Below are 24,917 nucleotides of genomic sequence, written 5' to 3'. Positions count from 1 at the left end.
GACGTCCTCCCCTGTTTTGTATATAAATAACATTACTGAAAGACAGTGATATATTCAATGAACTTCTAGCTTAACCTCTCCATCCGGTGTCGAATGAAACAGCCGCTCCCCAAGGCGGGAAGCGGCTGCGCAGCATGGCTTTCTTTTTGCAGAAGTAGTGATATTCCAGATGTTACTTCACTTTATTGTATACCCGGTAGAGGATTTGTGCGGTTTCCGCTCTTGTTGCAGTACCGGCAGGGTTCAAGCCCGAACCGCTTCCTTGTACGATTCCGGCATTAATCATAGCGGCCACAGCATCCTTGGCGTAAGAAGCCACCTGTGATTTATCCCGGAACCGGCTAAGATCGGTTTCAGTTCCCGACAGCTTCAGCTTGCCGTTTACCTCCAGGGCACGCATCAGCAGCACCATCAGATCCTGTCTTGAAATGGCCTCTTTAGGATTAAACTTTCCTCCGCCCACACCGGTGGCGATGCCAAGCTGCCGTACAATGCCCGCAGCTTCATAATAATAATCGGTAGCGCGAACATCGCTGAAGTTGGAATTGAAATCGGCCTTCAGATCAAGCATCCGGACCAGCAGCACCATGAAGTCGGCTCTCGTCATGTTTTTGGCCGGGTCAAAGGTTGTATCCGAAGTTCCTTTAAAGATACCTTTCTCCGTAAGTGTATCAATTGCTTCCTTGGCCCAATCGTATTTACTGCCTACGTCATTGAATGGAACAGCCGTTGGAGGAACAGTCGGCGCCGGAGTTGCGCTCGGCGTCGGTGTTGGCGTAGGCGTAGGCGTCGGAGCAGGCAAGGCAGCTGCCGGCGTTTGGGTCGGCACCGGTGCCTCCGAGACTTTGCCGGCCGTGAATCCCCAAATGTCGGAGCGGGCCGAACCGCTGTATGCGTCTTGAGCGACTGCATACCATTGATAGTAGCCTCCTGCCTTTAAGCCTTCCCAATGTATGCTCGCGTTACTGCCGCTGGCTACGCCAGTCTTTTCGTCAATCTGTTCGCCGGTGTACACCTTCACACCGAAATAGTCGGTGGCCACCCTTTTCTTCATCGGCTGAAGGTCCACATCCAGATCGAATTCATCCTTGCCCGGATGTTCACCGGGTTCATAGAAATTATAATCGTCCAGATAAGGCGAGTAGGTCTTCACATGAATCTTGTTGTTCTTGACATCGAACTGCAGCAGCCGGATATAGCCGAGGCCGCCCATTTCAGCTCCTTGATAGTCGGCCAGCATTTGGTACACCTTGCGGTCCGCCACGCCGTCGCCGTTGTCATCAATTTGATCGACTAATTCTTCGGCGTCGTGATAATGTCCGCTCAGCACTGCGATGACATTCGGGTTAGGCACAACGACACGTTCATAAATCTTGTCCGCAATCGGAGCACGGTTCCCGGATACAAGCAGATACTCGTGGAAATTGAGGATCGCCTTGCGGTCCGGGAATTTTTTTACAACCTCATCCACCCATTGAATGTCTTCGTCGCGGATATCCCAGCCCATATAGACAACGACAAAATCATTCCCGCCTGCCGAAATCAGATCGTAGTGGCCCCTGTTATTGAGATAGGAACCGCCAAAGGTAGGCTGGCTCTTGAAACGCTGATCCCCGAAATATTGGTAAAATTTAGTGTAATCCGAATTCTGATGCGATACATCATGGTTGCCTGCAAGCACCCCATAAGGAACTTTGGCATCCTCCAAAACCTTCATATCCTTGTCGGCTTCCTGCCATTGATATTCCTTATCGGCCTCGTCGACGACGTCTCCGGTATGAATTACATATTTGATGTTCATATCATCTTTATGGTCCACAATCCACTTCACATTGCCTCTATATATTTCAGGATAACTCTCAGAGTAATACTGCGTATCCGACATCCAGACAAAGCTGAAATCGTAAGGGTCCTGGCTAACCGGAATTTGGTCCTGAACAATGACATGAATCGTTCCATCCACCGCATAGTCGCCTGCCGGCACTTCCGCGGTTAACGTGAAATCCTCATTCCCGGCAACCCTTCCGTCCAGCTTGTTCCACACCTTCGATGCCGGGCTCCAGGCATACATGCTGACCTGGCGTCCTCCCAGCGATTTACCCTGCCAATCGATCACCACCGAATCCGTGGCTTTGACGGAAGGATCAAGCTTCACCTCAAACCGGTGATATGGGAATTTCTCGTCGGAATCGTTATTGAGATATTGCTCGTCGGCGGTGCCGATCAGGCTGTACTCTTCCTGCGTAAAGGCCTGCTCGCCTTCCGGCTTCAGCATCCCTGGAGGCTCCACCTCCGATGCGTTCTTGTAAGCCATGAATCCGGCTTGATGCGAAGCATCGAAGAGATAGCCTTTATAAAAGCTCACCTTCATTGGATCGCCCGTCGGGTCCTGCACCTTAACCGTCAGGTCGCCTGCGGCGCCGGACTGCTCATTGGCAGGAAATACAAGATCCGGCTTCAGCGGATTTTCATTGGGTACATTGAAGGTAATGTTCTTGTCCGCGGCATTGCCGATTTTGTCGGCCGCCTTAATGGTCAAGGTGTGATTGCCCGGTTTCAGCTTGGACGAAGAGGTTGCATAGGGCAGTTCGATCGTTTCCCCGTCCAGAGCCGCTTCCGAAGATTCGACGCCCGCGAGGGCATCCGTGATTTTGGCGTTCAGCGTAAATTCGCCGCGATACGTTTTGCCTTCCTCGACACTCGCAACAATGGCTGGAGCTGTATTATCTACCGTAATATCAACGGTCTTTTGCCCATATTCGGCGCTCTGCACGGCTACTTGATGCGGACCATCCGGCAGCTTGGTCGTATCCCAGTCATAGGCTTTGGATTTGAGCTGTTCATCCGGCAGATTGAAATGGAAATCAACAACCGGGAATCTCCCTGCGCTGTCTCCCATTTTGATTTCTTTAACCGGATTTGCGTATCCCGGATCATAAACAACCGTTCCATCCGCAAAAACAAGCCGGATATTCTTCACGGTAAAATCATCTTTATTCTCTTCCGGACGATCATCGAAAGGCGAGGATTTCGTTCCCGCGCGGACCGAGATCACATTGTCGCCCGCCTTCAACCGGGTATCGGCAATCGGCACGGAGAGTGTTGTATAGGCGTTGATCGGGTCCATGAACGTATATAAAATTTCATTGCCGATCGTTACGCCGTTCTTGAAATAATAGTTGACCGAATTGGCGTCAAAAGCAAAGAACGCGTCCTTCTCGGCTGCATGATACGTTCCGCTTGTCAGCGGCTTGCCGTCGATGTCAAGCCGAAGGGTATCCGGCCCGGCCTGCTCCGCTGTTCCCTTGACCGTCTTGGTTCCGCGGATCAAATCGCCGTCCTTGATATTGAGCCGAAGCGCACTCCGGTCCGGCCCGCCGGTGATATTTACTTTATAAATATCCGAGGTGACCTCCTGTGTTCCGTCCGATACCACGTAATAGTATTGCACGGAGGACTTGCCGATCAAGTCCGGAGAATAGAGGGTAAAATGATACATTGTGTCATTGTAATCCACGTACAGGTAGCGGCTGGAATATTCACTCAGCTGGTCCGATTTATAATAGAGCTTCACCGATTTGACGCTTTGATTATCCCCGGCGTCGCCCACGATCGCAAGGTTCTGAGACTGGTCGATGCTGCTCGTTCCCGTCATATCCGCAATCGTCGGCGGCTCGTTGTCATCCGGTACCGATACCAGGATTTGAGGCACTTGAGCCGGATTAACGCTGCCCGGGGACGCTTGTTCCGTTCCGGAGCTCAACTTAATCATGTTCGTGCTGCCGTTGGCCGGATACTTATACTGAATCCCCTTGTTATCGGGCGTTTCATTGGTCAAAGCTCCGTCGTAGTACGCTGCGGATATATCCGCATGCGTGTTGGTGCCGATCGCTACACCGCGCTTGGAGCCATTGGCCATACCGTCCGAATAGATTTTATAGATATCCTGATTTTCTGTCAGATGGGTATGGAAATTCGCGTTGAAGTCGGCGACCTTCTTGCTTCCATTGCCGTTGTTAATGACCCAAAAGACAAGCGTCTTGCCCGGGCCAATCATCATCTCTTCCCGGTCGGTCCGCCAGACGAGATCCGCATCCGGTCCCGAGTCCGTGTACCGGTAATAAATTTTGTAATCCTTCAGATTGATGGTCTTGTCCGTATTGTTATAGATTTCGATAAATTCGTACCCGTCCGCGCCGTTGACATTGGTCGTATTCGGAGTCAGCTCGGTGACCAGCAGCGGAGGCACCTTGGCCGGATCGAAGTCGAGCACTTTAACCTGGACGGTGTAGACTTCGGTCTTCTTCGTGACCCATCCGTCGTTAGCCTCTATGTAATACTGCAGCTTGTCCTCCGTCAGCCGTTCCTTCGGAATCGAAGCCTCAAAAGCAAAATTATCGTTCGCCGATCTCTCCGCGTTAATGCTCATCGGAAGCCGGGTATACGCAGCCTCGGAGTCCAGCTTGTAGTATACGGCCGCGGTTACGTTCGTCGGGTCGCCGTATACATTGGCCGTCACACCGGCCGTAAGCTTCAGATCGATGTCATCGATAGCTTCAGTAACGGGGACGTGCTGAATGGCAAGTTCAGTGGCGGAATCATCGGATGTGCGTTCCGGCATAAATTGGCTTTCAACCGTTCCCGGCGTCGCCCCATGCAGTCCGGCCGCATAATCGCCCGTTCCCACCATCGTCATAGCCGTACTTCCGCCCATCGGATAGGCATAAAAAATTCCTTTGTCCGGCTTAGTCTGATCATCATTCTGATAGGACGCCGAAACGACGACCTTCCCGTAGCTGTCTTTAAGAAAAAAATCCCGTACGGCGCTGTTGTGCATGCCATTTCCACCTGAAACACGGAACAGGTTTCCTCCTTCAACCAGCGAGGTACCGTAATTGCCGTTAAAATCGGCGGCGGTAAGCCCCGTATTTACGCTGTTCATCACCCATAACACAACCGATTGTTTGGATGGGATTACCGGATTGTCGGCCAATGAAGTCAACGACCAGACCGCATCAACATCTGAGCCGCTCGCATTCAGATAGTGGTAATCCAGACTGTAATCCTTCAGCGAAACCGGCCGGCTTGAATTGTTGTAGACTTCAATGAATTCATAAGCGTCGGAACCTGCAACGTTCGAACTGTCCGGCACCAGCTCCGTGATCAACAGCTTGGGAACTTTCGTATAATCGAGCCCTTCCCCCAACGCGTTGGCACTCACCTTGCCCGCACCGTATGGTGTTAGCAAGCCAGACAGCAAACCGGCAATTGACGCATGTAACGCCAGCTTTTTCAACATTCTTCTTTTCAATGGCTTTGCACTCTCCGTTCTCCATATTAATCTTGATAGTATTTCAATGATGAACTGCCCAACATATGCCCACCTTTTTCCAAACACTAATTATTAAAGTAACAATACACTGTAAAAACTCTATTATTTCTAAATCATCAGATTGTAAATTTAATAGACAACTAACAATTACCATAAATTGCCTTCCTCATTTTTATGGGCTTTTAACATTATTCCGACACACAAATAACATAGATTAATCACAATGGTAACTGTTCGGATTTCTTTTCAGCGGCGCGACAAGCTGCCAACAAATTAGGCTGGATCATTATTACACAAAGGGAGAGATGAGTTTTGAGAACGGTTAGGAAGGGTTTAATCTTCTCCGCTCTGGCGGCCATGCTGGTGTTCAGCGGATGCTCCACTAAAGGACAGGCCTCGCCGGTGGAGAACGGCAGTGAGAACAGTGCCAAAATTTCCGGGAAGCTCTCCTTCTATACTTCACAGCCTGAAGAGGATGCGACCAAACTCGCGGCTGCGTTCAATAAGAAGTATCCGGATGTCAATGTCGCGATCTATCGTTCGGGTACCGAGGAAGTGATGGCCAAGCTCCAAGCGGAGAAGCAGGCCGGCCAGATTCAGGCGGATGTGCTGCTGCTCGCCGATTCGGTCACCTTCGAAAACTTGAAGAGACAGAATCTCCTGCAGGCGTACAAATCTCCGGAACTTGGGCAAATCCCTGCCGAGCTGGCAGACCCGGACGGGATGTATGCGGGTACGAAGGTCATGGCGACCGTGCTTGCAACCAACACCGGGAAGGTGAAAACTGCCCCTGCCTCGTGGAAAGTGTTGACGGAGTCAGCAGCCAAGGATGCCGGAATCATGCCCAGTCCGCTTTATTCGGGGGCGGCAGCCTATAACATCGGCGTATTCAGCCGTACTGACGGCTTCGGATGGAATTTCCTGCAGGCCGTGAAGGATAACGGCATGGCCGTCATCAAGGGCAACGGAGCGGTGATGAAGGCGGTGGCCAGCGGTGAAAAATCTTACGGTATGGTCGTCGACTACATGGTTGCCCGTGAAAAAGCCAAAGGCTCGCCTGTGGAGCTGACTTATCCGGAGGAGGGCGTGCCGATTATTACCGAGCCGATTGGCATTATGAAGGATGCGCAAAATACGGCGGCAGCTCAGGCATTTGTCGATTTCGTCCTCTCCGAGGACGGCCAGAAGCTTGCCGCAGAGATCGGATATTCTCCGATCCGCAAAGGAATTTCCGCTCCGGAAGGGCTAAAAAGCATTTCGGAGATGAAGATCATTTCCGGAGACCTCGCCAAGCTGACCGATGAACGCGAAGCGGACAAACAGAAATTCATTGACGTGTTCGGAAAATAAATGATTGGAGCCTACTGAAATGAGTGAAGTAAGACCGCATTCCATTTCCATACCGCAAAACGGAAAGGATCGAAAGATCCTTTCTCCGTTTTTCCGCAGGTTCCGGGGAAGCAGAGCCGCAGGGCTTCTGGGAATGCTGGCGGTTCTGCTTCTCTTTGTATTCCCGGTTATCAAATTAATATTGCTCAGCTTCCAGAGCGATTCGGGCTTAACGCTGGCGCATTACCGCGAACTGATGCATCAGGAACGTTTTTGGACTACGCTTCGCAATACCGGCACCGTAGTTGCAGGGTCTACTTCGCTTTCTCTGCTGCTCGGAACCGTGTTCGCCTGGGTGGTCGCCTATACGGATATCGGCCGAAAAAGAATGCTTCATCTGGCCATTTTATTGTGCTTTATTTTGCCTTCTTATGTACTGACCCTATCGTGGTCTTCTTTTATTGGGCCTCAGGGCTGGGCGGCCAAGCTTCTTCAATGGGTTAATCCCGAACTGGCTCCATGGAGCATGTACAGCATGGGCGGGATTATTTTCGTTATGGGGATTCATCACTTCCCGCTGGTCTATATGTTTACGCTGGAAGTGTTCCGAAAAATCCCGCGTGATCTGGAATGGGCGGCCAGAGCCGGAGGTTCCGGAGCATTCAGAACGTTTTGCCGGATAACGCTGCCTTTGGCGCTGCCGGGTCTGACCGCCGGCGGTCTTCTGGTCTTCCTTGCATCGCTGGACAACTTCGGTATACCGGCTTTTCTGGGAACTCCAGTGAATATTTCCGTTCTTAGCACGCTAATTTATGAAGAAATCATCGGATTCGGGCCATCGGCATTCGCTAGAGGCGCTTGCCTTTCCGTACTGCTTGGGGCAGCCGCGGTGTTGGGAAGTTTGATTCAATGGATGCTGCTCCGTAAAAACCATGCGTCGGATACGGTTCAACCGGACTTTGTCCCGCGCTACACGCTTGGAAGATTCGGCAAAGCGGTATCCGCCGCATTGTGGATATTTTTGCTGCTGATAACGGTTGTGCCTTTGTCCTCAATGATAACCATGTCGTTAAAGAGAGCCTACGGCCTCGGCCTGACGGCTTCCAATATAACCTTCGACAACTACCGTTACGTTCTGTTTGAGAATCCGCAGGTGTGGATGGCCATCCGGAACAGTCTTGTACTCTCACTCGTTACCATGCTGGTCTGTCTCGTTGCCGGCTCCTTATTCGCTTATCTTCGTGTCCGCAAGCCGTCTGGCCTGAATAAAGCAGTGGAAATTGCCGCTTCCGTTCCCTACACTCTGCCGGGCATCGTATTCGCTCTGTCGATGATTCTCGTCTGGATGGAGCCCATACCCGGATGGAATCCCGGCATCTACGGCACCATGTCGATCTTGTTCATCGCTTATATCTGCAGGTTCCTCATTCTGCAAATCCGTTCGGGGGTAACTGCATTTATGCAGATTGATTCTTCCATAGAGGAGGCGGCCCGGGTATCCGGAGCGGGCATCCGGCGAAGATGGACAGCGATACTGCTTCCGCTCGTATTTCCGGGTTTACTGACTGGAGGAATCCTGGTCTTTCTTACGGCGCTTACGGAGCTCACGGTATCGGCGCTGCTGTACGCATCCGGCTCACAGACGATCGGTGTAACGATTTTTAGTTTTGAGCAGGCAGGGGATACCCTTTATTCTACCGCGTTGTCCAGTCTGATCGTCGCGCTCATCGGGGCGGGGGGAGCTGTACTGCTGCTCATCCACAAATGGACTTCGCGCCAAGGAGGGCCAATTACATGAGTATTGAACTGAATGCAGTCAGCAAATCGTTCGGCAGCTTCGAAGCGGTTCGTTCCATCGATCTCACCATTGGCGAAGGCGAGTTTGTGGCGATTCTAGGGCCTTCCGGCTGCGGTAAAACAACACTTCTGCGCATGCTGGCCGGATTTGAGCAGCCTACCTCCGGGCAAATCCTCATCGATGGACGCGTTGTTGCCGGCAGCGGCGTCATGGTGCCACCGGAGAAACGGAGAGTCGGGATGGTCTTTCAATCCTTCGCCTTATGGCCTCATATGAACGTAGCCGAGCATATCCGGTTTCCGATTCGCGCGCATAAAGAAACGCCCGAGCATATTAAACGAAATGAGCGGGAACGCGTAGAGCAGGTGCTTGATCTCGCTGGTCTTGCCCCGCTTGCTTCCCGTATGCCGCATGAGCTGTCTGGCGGACAGAAGCAGCGGGTATCCATTGCGCGAGCCATTGCTTCGGAGCCTTCCCTGCTGCTCATGGACGAACCGCTCAGCAGCCTGGATGCCATGCTCCGCATGGACATGCGCCGTGAAATACAGCATGTTCACCGCCGGACCTCTTCATCGATTGTATATGTAACCCATGACCAGGGAGAGGCATTGGCTATGGCTGACCGCATTATCGTCATGAAGGATGGAAAGATTGAGCAGGTCGGCACTCCGTCTGAGGTTTATTTGCATCCGCAGACCATTTTTGTCGCCAAATTTGTTTCGAAAGCCAATCTGGTCAAAGGCCGCTGGATCAACAACCGGTTTATTCCGGAAAACAGCATCAATACCTCCTGGTCGGGTGAAGGGGCGGGCAGCAGCTTTAAACTCAATCGGATCTATCCGGTCCGGCCCGATCAATTTCTTATTTCACAGGAAAGTCAAGCCGGAATAAGCGGAGAAATCGTAAATATTCAGTTCCAAGGCCGTGAGTTTCACTATCATATCCGTAGCGGCTCCGATCATCTGGAGGTTATTTCCTCCCTGCCGTTCCGGTTATACGATAAGGTAACCTTGAGTCTCAAACAGCAAGTCGGGTGAGGCTGAATCGGCAAAAATAGAATAGCTGCAGCAACTTCAAAGTCATTTTCGCCGAAAGATGTCCTCCACTGCAAAGCAAAGAACCCGAACAATGATTGTCCGGGTTCTTTCATTTTATACCTTCCTATTGCCTCGCATGTCTTTCTTTCAACTCGCCTCTTGAGCGCTTACATTTTTCACAACAAACAACTTTTTACCGGATAATGTAAAGATTGAAATCATGGTAAAGATGAGAGCAATGGAGCCAAGCAGCAAGTATGCGCTTTTAAATCCAACCGTATCATACATATTCCCCGCGATGGTCGACAGGAAGATCGCTCCTACCTGCTTCGTGAACTGGAAGCCGATCAGATAGATCGTCGCCGACAATCTCATATCGAAATTCGCCGAGATGTACTTGAAGATGGCCACAAGCAGGATCGGAACTTCCAGGGCGTGCATTAATTTCAACAAGCTGATCGCGACCGGTCCGTCCGCCAGGCTGGAGCCCAGAATCCGGAAGGACATGATGAACCCGGCATATAACAGCGCATTCTTCGCTCCGATTTTATTGATGATAAACGGCGCCAGAATCATTACAATCGCTTCCAAAAAGATTTGGAAGGTTACGAGATTGCCGAACATCTTGGTGCCCGCCTCCGGTGTGGTAAAGAAATGGGTGAAGTATACGGCAAACTGCTGATCATAAACATCGTACACGCAGCCGACTCCAAGCACATACAGCATAAACATCCAGAACTTCTTATTCTTGAAGAGAGCGGCGGTTGACCCTTTGGGCGGTGCTGTTTCTTTTCCCGCATGCGCTTCATTAGGCTGGGCGTTCCCCATCTTGGCGAAGGAGAACACAACAGCCAGCAGCAGCGCCATCCCTGTACCGATCCAGAAGACGAGATCCGGATTGGTATTAAACAAATGCCCGGTAACAAAAGTGCTTGCCGCGGCGCCAATGTTCCCGAATACTCTGACCCGTCCGTACTCAAACCCGTTCAAATGGCTGACTCTTTCGATATAAGCTTCGATCGCGCCGACGCCGCCATTGAAAATTGCTCCCAGGTAAGCGCCGCCAATTACAGCCGCCAGAATGATATTCGTCTTCAGCAAAGCCGGAAACAAGTAGACAAAGAACGGCCCGATGAATACCAGCAGTCCAATAAACAGCCAGAGCAGGCTCTTTTTGAGTCCCAGCTTATCCGACACGATTCCGAAAAAAGGCTGAAAGCACATCGCCGCGATGGAAATAGCCGAAAAGATAATACCCGTCTTGGTGGAATTGAGGCCTCCCTCTTGTGTCAGCCATAAGGATAAAAACATGGTAGAAGCAGCCCAAATGAAGAAATACAGCATAAAGAAAACACCAAAAATCCAATAATTTCTGTTAAGCGTTCTCAATTCATTTTCCTCCTTAACTTGCTCTTTTTTTTCTTACCAGGTAAAACACTTTCCGAAAGTTAACTAGTTAATTAGTCGATTAATTTACTAAACCGAGTATACCAAAGATAACGCATACATTCAATAGAATAATTAGATTTTTCCCATTTTTTATAAAATGTTAATGGTTTTTTTGACAATAAAGCGAATTATCAGAAAAACGGATAACTTTATCGATTATTTTACTGATTTATTAACTAAATTACCCAATCTGATGAAAGTGAAACGGCCTCTCCCGCAAGAAGGGAAAGGCCGCAGATTGATTTCGCTATGCGATTTATGCTTCAGTAAAATGCCAAACGTAACTATGGAAATCCCGCTCCGCCTCAGCAGGAACACTCAACCCGACGTAGGCAAGCTCGTCTCCGCCGTATACCTCATCCGTGCCCGCCAGACGGTATTTCTTGGTCACGTCGATTCCGTTCAGCTTCAGGTATTTTAACGGGGCCGCCGGTTCGGCCACCACATTGAAGAAGAAGGCCATGACTTCTTTCTTCTCTTTGTCCGCGAACAGCCATGCGGTTTCATTGCCCTCAAACGGGCTAAGCAAGCGGTAGAAGTCACCGAATTGAATCAGCCTGCGGATCTCCTTGTACTTGGCTACCTGCTGCTTGACCGTCTCTTTTTCCTCATCAGAAAGCTTAGTCAAATCGAGCTCATAGCCCAAATTCCCGGACATCGCCACGTCGCCCCGCATCTCCATCGAAGTAATCCGGTGAACCTGGTGATTCGGAACTGCGGATACATGGGAGCCCATTGTAATAATCGGGTACACGAGGCTTGTGCCGTACTGGATTTTTAAACGGGAAACGGCGTCTGTGTTATCGCTTGTCCACGTCTGCGGCATGTAGTAGAGAATACCGGGATCGAATCTTCCTCCCCCGCCGGAGCAGCTTTCAAACAGCACTTCGGGAAAAGAGGAGGTGATCGCATCCATAACTTTGTACAGTCCAAGCATATAGCGATGCGCCGTTTCTCTCTGTCTGTCCGCCGGCAGAGATGCGGAGCCGATCTCCGTCATATGACGGTTCATATCCCACTTCACATAAGACACCGGAACCGTCTCCAGAATCGCGCTTACCCTCTTGGTAATTTCTTCACATACATCTTCCCGGGAAAAATCAAGAATGAGCTGATTGCGGCTCTCGGACCTTGGACGATTCGGCACATGCAGACACCAATCCGGATGCTCACGGTATAAATCGCTATCCACCGAGATCATTTCAGGCTCAAACCAAAGCCCGAACTGCAGCCCCATTTCATTTACCCGTTCTGCCAGATGGTCCAGCCCTTCCGGCAGCTTGTCGCGGTCCACGAACCAGTCGCCGAGCGAGGACTTGTCGCCATTTCTTTTTTCAAACCAGCCATCGTCAAGAACAAACAGCTCGATCCCGAGTTCCTTGCCGGCGCTTGCAATATCGAGTATTTTATCCGCGTTGAAATCGAAATAAGTCGCTTCCCAGTTGTTAACCAGCACAGGGCGTTCTTTGTCGCGGTAGCTTCCTCTCGTTAACCGGGTGCGGTATAAATCATGGAAGGTTCTCGACATTTCCCCAAGGCCCTCCGAAGAGTAGACCATAACTGCCTCGGGCGCCTGAAATTCTTCGCCGGGATCAAGCTTCCAGCTAAAGTCGAAGGGATTAATCCCCATCGTCACTCTGGTATTACGGAATTGATCCACTTCGGCCTGGGCCAGGAAATTTCCGCTGTACACAAAGTTAAAAGCATAGACCTCGCCGGAGGTTTCATTCGCGCCTTGTCTCAGCAGGGCTACGAACGGGTTATGCTGGTGGCTGCTGGCGCCTCTTGTGCTTTCAATGGACTGGATTCCATGTCTGAGCGGCTGTCTTGCGATATGCCTCTCTTTCACGTGGGCCCCGTACAAATGAAGGAAATCGAAGTCGGCATCCTGAAAATCCACGCTTAAGCTTAAGGCTCTCAGCAGCTTCAGGGACTCGGACCCTTTATTCACGAAGCGAACGGATCTGGTAATTACATTGAACTGCTCAAACACGGTGTAGCTTAACAGCACCTGCAATCCGGATACTTGATCTTCCATGACAATTTCAAGCGTTTCCGCTTCCTGATCATCCTCTGTGTAAATGGAGGGAAGGCCTTCCAGCCCATGTTTTCCTTTAAAAATAGTATGCGACCGGTAGCGCAAATCGGAAACTGTCGATCCGTTCTCCAGCTGAACCTGATAGGCGGGCTTGCGGTAATCGGTATTTCCGTACTGAGGGTACTCCTGCGGAAGCGTATCGAGCGAGAAAGCGCGGTCTTCTTTATACGGATTTCCAGAAAATCCCCGATCGAGCAGCTGAATCCGGTTGGAATGATGATATACGGCGATTTTTCTTCCCCAATACAGGTGCAGCAGGTATTCATCCCGAACAATGCCGATTACATAACTGGTATCTTTGGCTTGCAAATGAAAGAGTCTGTTCTCTGCATCAAATTGTACTCCCATTGACTAGATCACTCCTAATGGATTTTTATGATAAGGGGCCGCTGCTTTCTCTCACAACGAGTTCGGTCGGCAAAATGACTTTGAGCGGCAGCTCCCTGCCGTTCTTCATCCGGTCAACCAAAAGCTTGACTGCGGTCCTTCCCATCTCTTCCGTGTGGACTTTAACCGTAGACAGCGTCGGATTCAAAAAGGCGGAAGCCACGATATCGTCAAAGCTGAAAATGGAAATATCGCCGGGAACCTTTAGGCCCGCCTCATGCAGCGCCTTCATGGCGCCAATCGCCATGGGATCGCTGGCAATCACAACCGCGCTCGGAAAGGATTTTTGGCCGATCAGCTGTTTCATCAGGGTATATCCGCTCATTGGTCCGAATTCCCCTACCAGAACATTATCCGCTTCAAAAAGCCCCTTCTCTTTCATCACTCTCTCATAGGTTTTCAGCCGGATATCATCTTTCTCAATCGTTCTTCCGTTATGGATGCTCCGGATTAAACCCTTTCCGCCGATGTACGCAATTTGACTGTGACCGTTACTAAACAGGTGGTCCAAAATCTTACGGGTTGCGGTTTCAAAATCGGAAATCACGACATCCACATTCACTTCCTCGGGTAAAAAATCAACAAAAACAATGTTAGGGTTGTGGCTGTACACGCCTTGAAGTTCCTCGCTGTTCACATCACCCAGAACGATAAGGCCATCAAGCTGGGCCATGCTGTCGGAGGAAAAATTACTTTTGCCGATATTGAACACCGAGGCGATTTTCACCGAATATTCATCGCATGCGCTCTCGACGCCTTGTCTGATGGACATGAAATAAGGATCTATGGCTTCATCATTTGTCAAAACAAGGCCTACGTTGTAGGAGTCTTTGTCCTGAACCGCTTTGGTCCTCTTTCTTCTTCCGGGCTTGTAGTTTAATTCATTTACCACTTCCAGAACTCTTTTCCTCGTTTCACCGGAAACTGAAAGGGAAGGATCATTGTTCAATATTCTGGATACTGTGGCCGTTGAGACATTGGCGAACTCGGCTACATCCTTAATCCTTGTCATCCTGCTCATCAACCCCTTTTATTTACTAATAATTTTACTTAACAGCTAGTAAACTTCATGGTAACAATATATCAAAGAAATCGTTTTCATGCAATAATTTATCCAAAAAAACCCGGGCAGGCTGGTTTAGGCTCGCTCGGGTTTCTCATCAATTTTCACTTTTCATAATAGGCACGATGATTTTATTTTAGTCCAAACTCATTTTTCAGCGTCTGCGTCATGACATCAATGGGAGCCTCCACGCCGGTCCACAAGGTGAAATTAAGCGCCCCCTGATTGACCAGCATGCCCAATCCGTTGATCGTCTTCGCCCCGCGCCGCTCCGCCTCCCACAAGAACAAGGTGTGGGGATCGTTAAAGATCACGTCGCTGACCGTCATTTCAGGCTTGATCGTATTGTAGTCCACATCGGGCTTGTCGTTGACGTTCGGATACAGCCCCACCGAAGTGGCGTTGATCAAGATATCGGTGTCCGCCGGCACCTTGAGCGCCGTATCCCAAGAGAGATACTCCGCGTCCGCACCGGTGCGTTCATTAATAAGTGCGGCCAGCTCGGTTCCTCGCTCGGCGCCGCGATTGGCGATATTTACCTTGGCCGCGCCGTCCAGCGCGCATTCCACGCTGATGGCCCGCGCCGCGCCGCCCGCCCCGAGCACCGTGACCGTTTTCCCCTCAACCGTGATTCCTTCATTGCTCAGTGAAGTCAGGAAGCCCTTGCCGTCGGTATTCTCTCCCCACAGCTTGCCGTCCGTGTTCACGACCATATTGACGGCGCCAATCAATTCCGCCGCTTCCGACAGCTCGTCCAGATAGCGCAGCGCCTCGACCTTATGGGGAATGGTCAGGTTGATTCCGCGCATGTTAAAGGCGCGCACCGCCTTCATTGCATCCTCAAGATCGCCCTCGTTTACTTTAATCGTCAAATACCGGTAGTCTAGACCCTTCGCTTGAAAAGCCGCCTCTTCCATGACTCCGGTAGGATTCTCGTCAATCGGACAGCCGAAAGCCCCTACAAGCTCCGATCGGTAATTCTTTTCCATCTGCTGATCTCCTTTCCTCTTTAAGGCGTATACACGGCGGTTACCTGTCCAATCATGCCGCTCTGTGTTGCTTCTTCGGTCGTATATTTGACCGCAGCTTTCGCCGTCGCCCGTTTTTTACCGACCGCAATCGTTCCCTCATACAAGATCCGGTTCTCCCAGCGGGTCGTTCCCTCCACATAGAACCGGTAATTTCCCGCCGGAACAGGATGTCCGTACCGATCTTTGCCGTCCCAAGTAAACTTGAGCGGACCGCTGGAAAGCGTCGCTCCCGAGACCGCGTCCGCCTCTTCCGAAGAAGCCTTCGCAAGCCCCGAATGTTTCACCCAGGTCGGAATGGCCTCCGGCCGCAGCTTATACCCTCCGGTAGCGATAAACCGGGTGGCGTAAAGCGTTGCGACAAACCGGCCTTTGCCATCCTCCACCCATACGGCGAACTGATTGGTCGCGATTCCGTCCTGACGGACGAAAGGAAATGAGATTTCCAGCTTCCGGGACGCGCCTCCTGCGGCAGCCTGCACTCCGGCGGCAGAGGGACTGCCCGTGGGAGCAGCCAGCGATGAGCCAGCTGCCGTCCCCGTCAGTGAATTTGCCTCCCGGCTGCTTGATGCCGCCAGATCGCTCCCGCCGCAAGCCGTCGCGAGCGGCACAAGAAGAAGCGCCGTCACTAGCAGCCCGGCACCCTGTATTCTTTTCATGACCAAGACTCCTTTTTCGAATGATAGCCCCACAAAGTGAGGTCTACGCTTCGATGCTTATTCCCTTTTGCCGTCGAAATCCTCTTTCAGCTTGTCCACGTCCAGCGCCGCCCGAATGTGCAGAATATGCTCTCTCATCGCCTGGTAGGCGGCCTCGCAGTCCCGCTGCTCGATGGCACGGACAATGCTGCCGTGATAAGCAACCGATTCCTCAAAGTGATGCGGGTTCACCGTGTATTTTTCGGCAAAAATATGACGGCTCTGCCCTGCATGGCGAACGGTATCGATGATTTGCAGAAAGAAATTGTTATGAGCGGCGGCGGCGATTCCCAAATGAACCTCGTTGTCGCATTCCAGAACGGTTGCGATATCCGCCTCTTTCTCCGAATACCGGCGCACCGTTTCTTCATGCCTGAACATAGCCTCTTTAATTGTGCTTAAATCCTCGTCGGTACGGTTCACGGCGGCCAGCCTGGCCGCATCGGCCTCCAGAAGAACCCTCGCTTCAAAAATCTCCTCGATCAGGGAACGGTCAAATAAGCGGTACGTCCGGATGATTTTGCCAATCGCGCCGGGGTTATACTCGCTGATGAACGTGCCTTCTCCCTGGCGGGCCTCCAGAATGCCCAGCGTCGACAACGCCGAAATCGCTTCGCGAAGCGGAACCCGGCTAACGCCAAGCCGTTCCGACAACTCGCGCTCATTGGTCAGCTTATCGCCGGATTTCAACTCGCCGCGCTCAATTCTTTCCAAAATATGCTGAATCACGTATTCTCTGATGTTCTGTTTCTCCGCCGGCGGCATAGGGTCGCTCCTCCGCATTCAAAATGGTTATACCAATAGTGGTATAACCATTGTAACAACGCTCTATGGGAGAGGTCAAGGAAGGAGAGGATCTTTTACATACCATTTTTGATATGAATCATATGATTAATATTCATTTTATTTATGTTGGGTTTTATTGTATCATCGGATTCAGAGATCAAATGGCAATGCTTACTCCACCCGGATAGGGTGACTCGGAATGCGATTTCCTGAAGGAGGAAGAATCATGAGTTTGATAATGGTAGATCAAGACAAATGTGCGAAGTGTGGGATTTGCATAAGCGAGTGTCCGGAACAGGCATTGAAGCTTGGAGAAAATGGTCCAGAAGAAGTTTTTCCACAAAACTGTATTGCCTGCGGCCATTGTGTAGCGGTCTGTCCCAGAGAAGCTATTGATAACGAGAAAACACCGCTTGCTGATCAAACGAGTTCAAAAAAGCTGCCTAAATTAAGCCCCGAGGAAGCGGAAAACTTCCTTCGCTCCAGACGTTCCATCCGGTCCTATAAAGCCGCTCCCGTTCCAAGAGAAAAGCTGATACAGCTTGTTAATATCGCTCACTATGCCCCTTCGGGAAGCAATCTGCAGGGCGTCTCCTACATAATAATTGACAATAAGGATGTCATTAGCCGGGCTGTTGCAACGGCAGTTGAAGAATTGGAAAGGGATGCCCAGCTCAGTCAGGGACGGGATAACTTTTTCAAGCCTTATCATGAGAATGGGATCGACACGATTTTACGGGGAGCCCCCGCTCTTGTTCTGGCCATTGCTGATGAGAATTTCCCAAGAGGCAGAGAAAACTCCATTCTTTCCTTGGCCTATTTGGAGCTGTATGCGCCAACGCTTGGATTAGGTTCATGTTGGGCCGGAATATTTGAGAAGATTGCGCTCAAGGATCATTCCCCGCTGTTGAAATTATTCAATATTCCCGAGGGGAAGAAAATAACAGGCGCCGTTATGGTAGGCAGCCCGAAGTATCGTTATCCAAGATTAGTGGATAGAAACCCGTTGGAAGTCAGTTTTTATGAGTCCGATACGGAGACATTCCACTAATTCAGTTGCCGGGAGATACTCTACTCCTCTTCACGTATCTTCTTGTAGTACGCGGCGGGCGACAGTCCGGCATATTTCTTGAATACTTTGCTGAAATAATAGATGTCCCCAAAACCGACGAGATAGGCGATTTCACCGATACTTAAGTGCGTGGCCTGCAGCAGCTCCTGAGCCTGGTCGATTCTTACCTTATTGATATAATGGGTGATCGAGTGGCCCGTCAGCTTGTTGAACGTTCGGTTCAAATAATCAAAATTGCATTCGAATAGGGCTTCGATATCCCGGCTTGTGATTTTACTCTGATAGTTGGTGTGGATGTAATCCAAAAGACCGTGAGCCTTGATAATCGCTTTCGTTGTCCTTTTCCGGTTGTTCTGCAGCTCCTCCAGCAGACTCTCGCGCGAGAGCAGAATGAACAGCTCGGACAGCTTTAGCGCGGTCAGGCTCCGGTTATAATTTTTGCGCCGGTACAGCTGCAGCATTTCATTCAGGCTGTTGTAGATCTGGGACAGAACCGATTTGTCCGTAAGGGTGAAGTGCTTCGGAAAGCAACATTTGACGCTCTCTTCGGCGCCTTGATCCTCGAAGATAAATCTTTTGGCAAAAGACTCCGGGTCCTCCACACTAAGATGCGTTATATCCGGATGCTTGAAATGAATGTAGTAGTAGTCGCATGTATGCTTCTCGAACCCTTCATGATCCAGATTGGGCTCAAGGATCAGCACATCCCCTTTTTGCAATACATACCGGTGCCCGTTCTCTTCAATATGGAGCTCGCCGCTCTTGATCAGATACATAATGTACTCGTTCACGTTGCGCTTGAAATGAATCCACGGACTCTTATAGGAAACAAACCCCATCCATGTGATGCGGGGCACGAGATCGATATTTACGGCCAGCAAGCAGAGCACCCCCATCAGCTTAAATCGTTCCAAAAGTCGCTATTGTACAAAAAGAGTCTAGATTCGCCATCCTCATTCATTCTATCACAGACTATACTGACAAAGGAGTCTCCACCAATCTTAACCGTTAGGATGATGATGAATATGGGGAAATTAAAAATCGGTATGATCGGACTGGGCGGAATCGCCGACTTTCACAGCAAAGGGATCTTGGAAAGCGAAGACGCGGAGATTTGGTCCATTTGCGACTGCAATGAAGAACGGCTGGCCGCCCGAAGCAAGGAGTGGAATATCCCGGAGTCCCGCACCTATTTGAACTATGCTGATCTGCTTAAAGATCCGGAGCTGGACGCCGTAACGATCGGCACGCCGAACTACAATCATTTTGCCATTGCTTTGGCCGCAATTGAGCACCGCAAGCCCTTCGCCCTTGAAAAGCCGGTTACTCTGGAGGCCAAAGAAGCGGCGGTCCTCAAGGAAGCACTGGAGCGCGATCCCATCCCTCATATGATCTGCTTCTCTTATCGCTACAAAACAGCCGCGCGGTACGCCAAATGGCTGATCGAAGAAGGCAAGCTGGGAACCATTCATCATGTATACAGCCAATATCTTCAGAGCTGGGGCATTAAAGAGGAGGTCCCGCTGGTGTGGAGATTTCAAAAGGAGCTTACGGGCTCCGGAGCCATGGGTGATCTCGGCTGCCACATTCTCGATCTGACCCGCTTTCTGGTCGGTGATACAGAGCGCGTCTTCGCCGATGCCGGAACGATCATCCATGAGCGGAATCTTCTGGACGGACCGGGCACAGGAGCGGTTGACGTCGATGACTATTGCCATGTCCTTTCCAGAATGGAAGGCGGAATCTCCGCCACCATGAACATCTCGAGATTTGCTTACGGCCGCGGAAATTACCAGCAAATTGAGATTTACGGAACCAAAGGCGCTCTTGTGTATAATCTGGATGAAGAAGATACGCTGCTGGTGAAATTGGCCGACAAGGAAGATAAGCAGTTCCGCCAGGTGCAGATTCCCGATTCGTTCAAGCTGGGACAAATGCAAGCCTTTTTTAATCTATTAAATGGCCGCGGAGACGGCAAGAACGCCACAATGGCGGACGGATATATTAATCAACTGGCCGTTGACGCTATCGTTGAATCTTTTACCGAACAAAAATGGGTATCCATCAAACAGGAGGTTATCGCAAATGAATACGCTTAAAGTAACTGTGTGGAACGAATACCGGCATGAAAAGGTCAATCCGCAAGTGGCGGGCATTTACCCTGAAGGGATTCATAACGCCATTGCCGGCTATCTGAAAACCGCCCCCGGCCTGGAAGTCGCAACGGCGACGCTGGACGAACCGGAGCATGGATTAACAGATGATGTCTTGGACAATACCGACGTGCTCATCTGGTGGGGCCACATGGCGCATGACGAGGTCCGGGATGATATTGCGGATAAAGTAAGGGACCGGGTTCTAAAAGGAATGGGCCTCATCGTTCTTCATTCGGGGCATGGCTCCAAGGTATTCGAACGTTTGCTGGGCACCAAGACCGGCGCGCTTAAATGGCGGGACGACGGTGAGAAAGAACGGCTGTGGGTCATTGAACACGGCCATCCCATCACCGACGGGCTGGGTGAGTATATCGAAATTCCCAAGGAGGAAATGTACGGGGAGCGGTTTGAAATTCCGGCCCCGGACGAATTGGTCTTCATCTCCTGGTTCGAAGGCGGCGAAGTGTTCCGCAGCGGATGCTGCTACCGCAGGGGCAAAGGCAAGCTCTTCTATTTCCGGCCGGGGCATGAGACCTTCCCGATCTACCATCAGCCGGAGGTGCTGCATGTAATTAAGAACGCCGTACACTGGGCGGCTCCGACGCAAGGGGCGAATATATCGTACGGCCGCGTAGCCCCCATTGAACCTTTGCGGGAGAACACCGTTCTCAGCTAATCTTCCTTATAAGTTGAAAAAGGGTGCCCGGACAGCCATTGTCCCGGCACCCTATTTTTAAGCCCATTTACCGAAAGAAATTCTTCCGCGAATGTCATTCTGTCAGACCGAAACCTCCTCTGCGCAGGGCATCAGCGCCTTGCGTTCCCATGCTCTGCTTCTCCAGCGCATATAGAGGACCAGTCCCCGCACCCACTCATCAATAATAAATCCGGCCCATATGCCGTATAGGCCATAACCCAGATGAATCCCGAGCAGATACATAAGCGGCATGCTGAACAGCCACATAATGAGGATTGCCGATTTCATGGCGAACCGCGCATCGCCCGCCGCCTGTAGGGAGCGCTCGAAGATGATGTTGAAGTTTCTCCCCGGCTCCAATAGGAAGCCCAGCAGGATCAGAGTGGCCCCCATCCGGATAATCTCTTTCGATTCGGTGAACATTTCAAGCATTGGAAAGCGGAAGAAGCAGATTATGGCGACGGCCGTAAGCGTAATCAACATACTGCGGAACAGATTGCGGAGCACTTGCTTATAGGCTTCCTCACGCTCGCCCGCCCCTATCAGATGACCTACGATGATCTGGATGCCCCTTCCAATCGATACGGCGATGATCATGACGATGAACGTGATGTTCTGCGTATAAATCTTGGTGGTCAGCATCATGGGGCCAAGCGACGTAATGAACGAGGTGATCACGATCTGGCTTACGTTGTACGACAAATTGACCGCTGATGAAGGAATGCCGACCTGCAGCACTTTGGACACAAGCTCGCGTTTCCAATGAATCAGATTGAACCATTGAACAGGAATGCCGACCACCTTCCGGAGGATGAACAAATTGATCGTTAAACCGATCAACTGACTTACGTTCGTTGAGATCGCTACCCCCGTCACGCCAAGCTTGGGAAACCCCATGGGACCGAAAATAAACATATAGTTGCCGAAGACGTGCAGCAGGTTGATCCCGACGGCTACCATCATCGTGTGCCGGGTAAATCCGTGGGATTGAATAATCGCGACCGTCACCGTGTTCAAAGCCTGCAGTACAAGCGCTCCGCCGGTAATCAGCAAGTAAGTGCGGGCCATTTCAAACAGGTCCGGCCCCAGATTGAATATATGCAGCAGCTTCCCGCTGAACAAGACGACAATCAGGCTCATAAGGAGGCCAAATACAAAATTGATTCCGAGCGATGAAGCCACGATCTTCTCGATTTCTCCCGTCCGGCGGGAACCGAGATACTGGGTGACGACAACGGTAGAACCCAGTGCGATAAAGTTGAATGTCAGCAAAGCAAACATGATAATCTGGTTGGACACGCCGACAGAGGCAACCGCTTCATCCGAAACCTTGCTCAGCATCAGTGTATCCGTCGTCCGCAAGAGCACTTGGAGGGCGGATTCAATAAATATCGGCCAAGAAATAGCAAACAGGGATAAGCTCCCTGCCTGGCTTCTGTTCATGCTAGACGCCTTCTTCCTTATGTCCCGTAGGCTTTCTTGATTTTGTTGATTCCGTGCGAAGCCACTTCCACGGCAGACATATCGCCATAATCCTCATTAAAAAGCTCCAATGACAAATAGCCGGTGTACCCGATTTGACGCAGCAATTCCCCCAATCGCGAGGATGGCGCGGCACCGTCACCCGGGAACAAGCGCTCCTGGTCAGTAACGAGCAGCGGATCGGACGAGGCCGGGTAATCGTTCACATGGACAATGCCGATCCGGTTTCCGTTCAGGCAGGACAAACCCTCCAGCCGGCTTCCTCCGGTGTGCATATGGAACGGATCCAGCAAAATCCGGGTGTCCACCCGCCCGCTTTCCGCTGCGACATAGATCGCTTCGCTGAGCCTCGCCAGCTTCTTCGCCCTTCCCCAAAACTCCAGGTAAGGCACGACTCCGGTTTGATCGCCGAGTTCTGCCAGCCGTGCATAGTTCACGGCCATCTCATCAAGCGTGACCTGCTCCACCTCGCCGAAAGGCGGCGCCGCAACGGCAGGGCAGCCCAGCTCGGCAAGCATGTGCATCTCGCGCTCGGCCTGCCTTAATCCGTCCTCCCTTACTTCCGGCGATTGATCGGCCCACTTGAAGAAAGCGATTGCATTTACGAAAGAGATTCCGGTGTCGGCGATATACCGTTTCAGCTCCCGAATGGAACCGCCATTCATTACATAAGCTTCCAGGTCGCGAATCCAGATTTCGAAGCCTTCATATCCCGCTTCGGCAGCAATGCGAAGCTGCTCCTTAATGCCTAACCCGAACGGAAACAGGGTCGATGCGTTTAAAGATAATTTGAACGGAAACATAGATCAACTGCCCTTCTTTTAGCGTTAATTCTTTAACCAGTATAAAAGAGCATAATCCCTAGAGATTATGCCCTTTCCGATCCCCATATGTTTCCCTTCTTATTTGCCGTTTGCCGCGCGCCAAGCGTCAAGCTGTTTTTGCGCTTCGGCGATGACTTTATCAGCGCCTGCCGCTTTTTGCTTCTCAAGCAGCTTCGGAAGATTTTCCTCCGGATCGAGCTGGCCGGACTTGATACCGTCTACGAATGCTTTGTTGGCATTGTCGATAGTGATCATTTCATTCTTCACCGGTTCCGGGTCAAAGACGAATCCGAATATCCGGGACGGGTTACCGGAAACCAATGCGTTAAACTTCTCATAGTTCTGATATTTGTTCGGATCTTCGCCTACCCGAGTGTAATTCAGCATCTGATTCCCGATTTGCCACATAATATCATGATAGAATCCGACATCGTTGTTGGTCTTGCCATCAGGCAGGGCAATTTGGCCGTCTTTCAGCACATAGTGCGTTCCTTCAATACCGAAGTTGAACAAGGTCAGCAGATTTTTATCCTTGAAGAACAGGTTGAGGAGCATCATCGCGCGTTCCGGGTCTTTGGACGTTTTGGAAATCGCCTGCATCGTCGCCGTCATTTTACCGGTTTGCAATCTGTCGACATTGAGCGGAATTTGAAGCATTTCTCTTCCGGCCTTGAGGGAACCGTTCGGCGATTTCGATACCGAGCCGATTTCCATATTTGCCAGGATGTCCATATCCCCTACAAGCGCGAAACCTTGGCCCGCCTGAATTTTTTTCCAGGCATCCAGACCCGGAGTCAGGGCATCTTTGTTAAGATATCCGGCTTTGAACCATTTGTTGGTCATCTTGGCCAGTTCCATAAAGCGCGGAGTGCTGTACATATTAGTGACGGTGAAATCATCAGGCGCCGTATCCTTCACATTCAAAGCGGCTAAATTGCCGATCTGATCCAGCGTGCCGGAGGAGTAATAGGCGTCTAGCGGGTAACTCGGCATAACGAGCGGAGTGATGCCGGGCTCGTTCTCTTTAATCGTCTTCAACATCGGTTCCAGCTCTTCGACCTTGCCCGATTTAAACGCGCTCAGATCAAATTTATATTTGTCGACCAGCGCTTTATCGAGATAAATGCCCTGTGCGCCGCCCAGTTCCTGATGGGTATGAATGCCGTAGAGCTTTCCTCCGCGTTTCGCCGGATCATGATAATCTTTTTCCACTGCCTCGATGTCCGGTCCGTACTTCGCAAGCAGGTCATCCAGAGGAAGCAGTGCCCCCTTGGTTACCTCCTGTTGGAAACCAAGCCAGTCCGCGGTAAAAATCGTATCAAACTTGTCGCCCGAGGCCATCATCAGATTCGTCTTGTCGCTCCAGGCTCCCCAATCGATCGGATTCAGCTTGACCGTCACGTTCATGTCCGGGTAGGTCTTTTTCAGATAATCGTTCATTGCGTTCTGAACCAGCTCATTATCCTTCTGCGGCGCGTCGGGGAAGACCATAACCACTTCATACGGCTTAAGCCCGCCTGCTGCACTGTCTCCGCCGCTGGATGCCTGGAGTGAATTGGCGTTGCCACTGTTATTGCTGCTGGAACATCCTGTCGCCGTCATAGCAACCGTCAGCATAAGTGAAGACAGAATGACGGAACCTTTCTTTAACCATTTCATATTGCAACCTCCCTAAGTTCGT

17 protein-coding genes are annotated in these 24,917 nt (G+C 50.9%); 6 read left to right on the top strand and 11 right to left on the bottom strand.

Annotated elements, in window-relative coordinates; all coding sequences use genetic code 11:
* Positions 1–172: 172 nt before the first annotated feature.
* Positions 173–5,311 carry an S-layer homology domain-containing protein gene (locus PUR_RS04065; RefSeq protein ID WP_232101709.1) on the bottom strand — a complete coding sequence of 1,713 codons (5,139 nt, stop codon included), beginning with the start codon at positions 5,309–5,311 and terminating at the stop codon, positions 173–175.
* Positions 5,312–5,689: 378 nt separating this feature from the next.
* Here PUR_RS04065 and PUR_RS04060 point away from each other — a divergent pair, with 378 nt between their 5' ends.
* Genes PUR_RS04060 through PUR_RS04050 form a run of 3 tightly spaced genes read left to right on the top strand, consistent with a single transcriptional unit; the run spans position 5,690 to position 9,496 of the window.
* Complete coding sequence (locus PUR_RS04060) at positions 5,690–6,682, top strand: ABC transporter substrate-binding protein (RefSeq protein WP_179037737.1); 993 nt, start codon at positions 5,690–5,692, stop codon at positions 6,680–6,682.
* A gap of 19 nt (positions 6,683–6,701) precedes the next feature.
* Positions 6,702–8,459 carry an ABC transporter permease gene (locus PUR_RS04055; RefSeq protein ID WP_179034138.1) on the top strand — a complete coding sequence of 586 codons (1,758 nt, stop codon included), beginning with the start codon at positions 6,702–6,704 and terminating at the stop codon, positions 8,457–8,459.
* Positions 8,456–9,496: an ABC transporter ATP-binding protein gene (locus tag PUR_RS04050; protein WP_179034137.1), complete on the top strand. Its 1,041-nt coding sequence runs from the start codon at positions 8,456–8,458 to the stop codon at positions 9,494–9,496. Before PUR_RS04055 ends, PUR_RS04050 begins: the two co-directional genes overlap by 4 nt.
* A 147-nt stretch (positions 9,497–9,643) precedes the next feature.
* Here the strand turns inward: PUR_RS04050 and PUR_RS04045 are convergent, their stop codons facing one another.
* The 6 genes from PUR_RS04045 to PUR_RS04020 form a co-directional block, all read right to left on the bottom strand.
* A complete protein-coding gene (locus tag PUR_RS04045; RefSeq protein ID WP_232101708.1) occupies positions 9,644–10,885 on the bottom strand; it encodes an MFS transporter in 1,242 nt (413 codons plus the stop codon).
* Between the two features lie 316 nt (positions 10,886–11,201).
* Entirely contained in the window at positions 11,202–13,391 is a 2,190-nt protein-coding gene (locus PUR_RS04040; protein ID WP_179034136.1) for an alpha-galactosidase, read from the bottom strand.
* A gap of 25 nt (positions 13,392–13,416) precedes the next feature.
* A complete protein-coding gene (locus PUR_RS04035) occupies positions 13,417–14,442 on the bottom strand; it encodes a LacI family DNA-binding transcriptional regulator (protein ID WP_179034135.1) in 1,026 nt (341 codons plus the stop codon).
* Between the two features lie 182 nt (positions 14,443–14,624).
* Positions 14,625–15,482 carry a shikimate dehydrogenase gene (aroE, locus tag PUR_RS04030; RefSeq protein WP_179034134.1) on the bottom strand — a complete coding sequence of 286 codons (858 nt, stop codon included), beginning with the start codon at positions 15,480–15,482 and terminating at the stop codon, positions 14,625–14,627.
* Between the two features lie 20 nt (positions 15,483–15,502).
* The gene (locus tag PUR_RS04025) at positions 15,503–16,180 is read right to left on the bottom strand and encodes a DUF2271 domain-containing protein (RefSeq protein WP_179034133.1); all 678 of its coding nucleotides are present in this window, start codon (positions 16,178–16,180) and stop codon (positions 15,503–15,505) included.
* A gap of 57 nt (positions 16,181–16,237) precedes the next feature.
* Positions 16,238–16,984 carry a FadR/GntR family transcriptional regulator gene (locus PUR_RS04020; RefSeq protein WP_197970123.1) on the bottom strand — a complete coding sequence of 249 codons (747 nt, stop codon included), beginning with the start codon at positions 16,982–16,984 and terminating at the stop codon, positions 16,238–16,240.
* Between the two features lie 247 nt (positions 16,985–17,231).
* Here PUR_RS04020 and PUR_RS04015 point away from each other — a divergent pair, with 247 nt between their 5' ends.
* A complete protein-coding gene (locus tag PUR_RS04015) occupies positions 17,232–18,056 on the top strand; it encodes a nitroreductase family protein (RefSeq protein WP_179034131.1) in 825 nt (274 codons plus the stop codon).
* Positions 18,057–18,076: 20 nt separating this feature from the next.
* On the opposite strand, the gene PUR_RS04010 is transcribed toward PUR_RS04015, so the two are convergent.
* Positions 18,077–18,967: an AraC family transcriptional regulator gene (locus tag PUR_RS04010; protein ID WP_332107947.1), complete on the bottom strand. Its 891-nt coding sequence runs from the start codon at positions 18,965–18,967 to the stop codon at positions 18,077–18,079.
* A gap of 135 nt (positions 18,968–19,102) precedes the next feature.
* Between PUR_RS04010 and PUR_RS04005 the strand changes: the two genes are divergently transcribed.
* Together PUR_RS04005 and PUR_RS04000 are read left to right on the top strand one after the other, a co-directional pair.
* Complete coding sequence (locus tag PUR_RS04005) at positions 19,103–20,176, top strand: Gfo/Idh/MocA family protein (RefSeq protein ID WP_179034130.1); 1,074 nt, start codon at positions 19,103–19,105, stop codon at positions 20,174–20,176.
* A complete protein-coding gene (locus PUR_RS04000; RefSeq protein ID WP_179034129.1) occupies positions 20,163–20,909 on the top strand; it encodes a ThuA domain-containing protein in 747 nt (248 codons plus the stop codon). The genes PUR_RS04005 and PUR_RS04000 overlap by 14 nt, the downstream gene beginning before the upstream one ends.
* A gap of 102 nt (positions 20,910–21,011) precedes the next feature.
* Here the strand turns inward: PUR_RS04000 and PUR_RS03995 are convergent, their stop codons facing one another.
* The 3 genes from PUR_RS03995 to PUR_RS03985 form a co-directional block, all read right to left on the bottom strand.
* Positions 21,012–22,373, bottom strand: a complete 1,362-nt coding sequence (locus tag PUR_RS03995; RefSeq protein ID WP_179034128.1) for an MATE family efflux transporter — start codon at positions 22,371–22,373, stop codon at positions 21,012–21,014.
* Between the two features lie 17 nt (positions 22,374–22,390).
* Positions 22,391–23,215 carry a sugar phosphate isomerase/epimerase family protein gene (locus PUR_RS03990; protein ID WP_179034127.1) on the bottom strand — a complete coding sequence of 275 codons (825 nt, stop codon included), beginning with the start codon at positions 23,213–23,215 and terminating at the stop codon, positions 22,391–22,393.
* A gap of 99 nt (positions 23,216–23,314) precedes the next feature.
* Entirely contained in the window at positions 23,315–24,895 is a 1,581-nt protein-coding gene (locus tag PUR_RS03985) for an ABC transporter substrate-binding protein (RefSeq protein WP_179034126.1), read from the bottom strand.
* Between the last annotated feature and the right edge of the window lie 22 nt (positions 24,896–24,917).

It is taken from the genome of Paenibacillus sp. URB8-2, assembly GCF_013393385.1.
GTDB lineage: Bacteria > Bacillota > Bacilli > Paenibacillales > Paenibacillaceae > Paenibacillus_AQ.
This window is presented reverse-complemented; position numbering and strand designations above follow the sequence as displayed.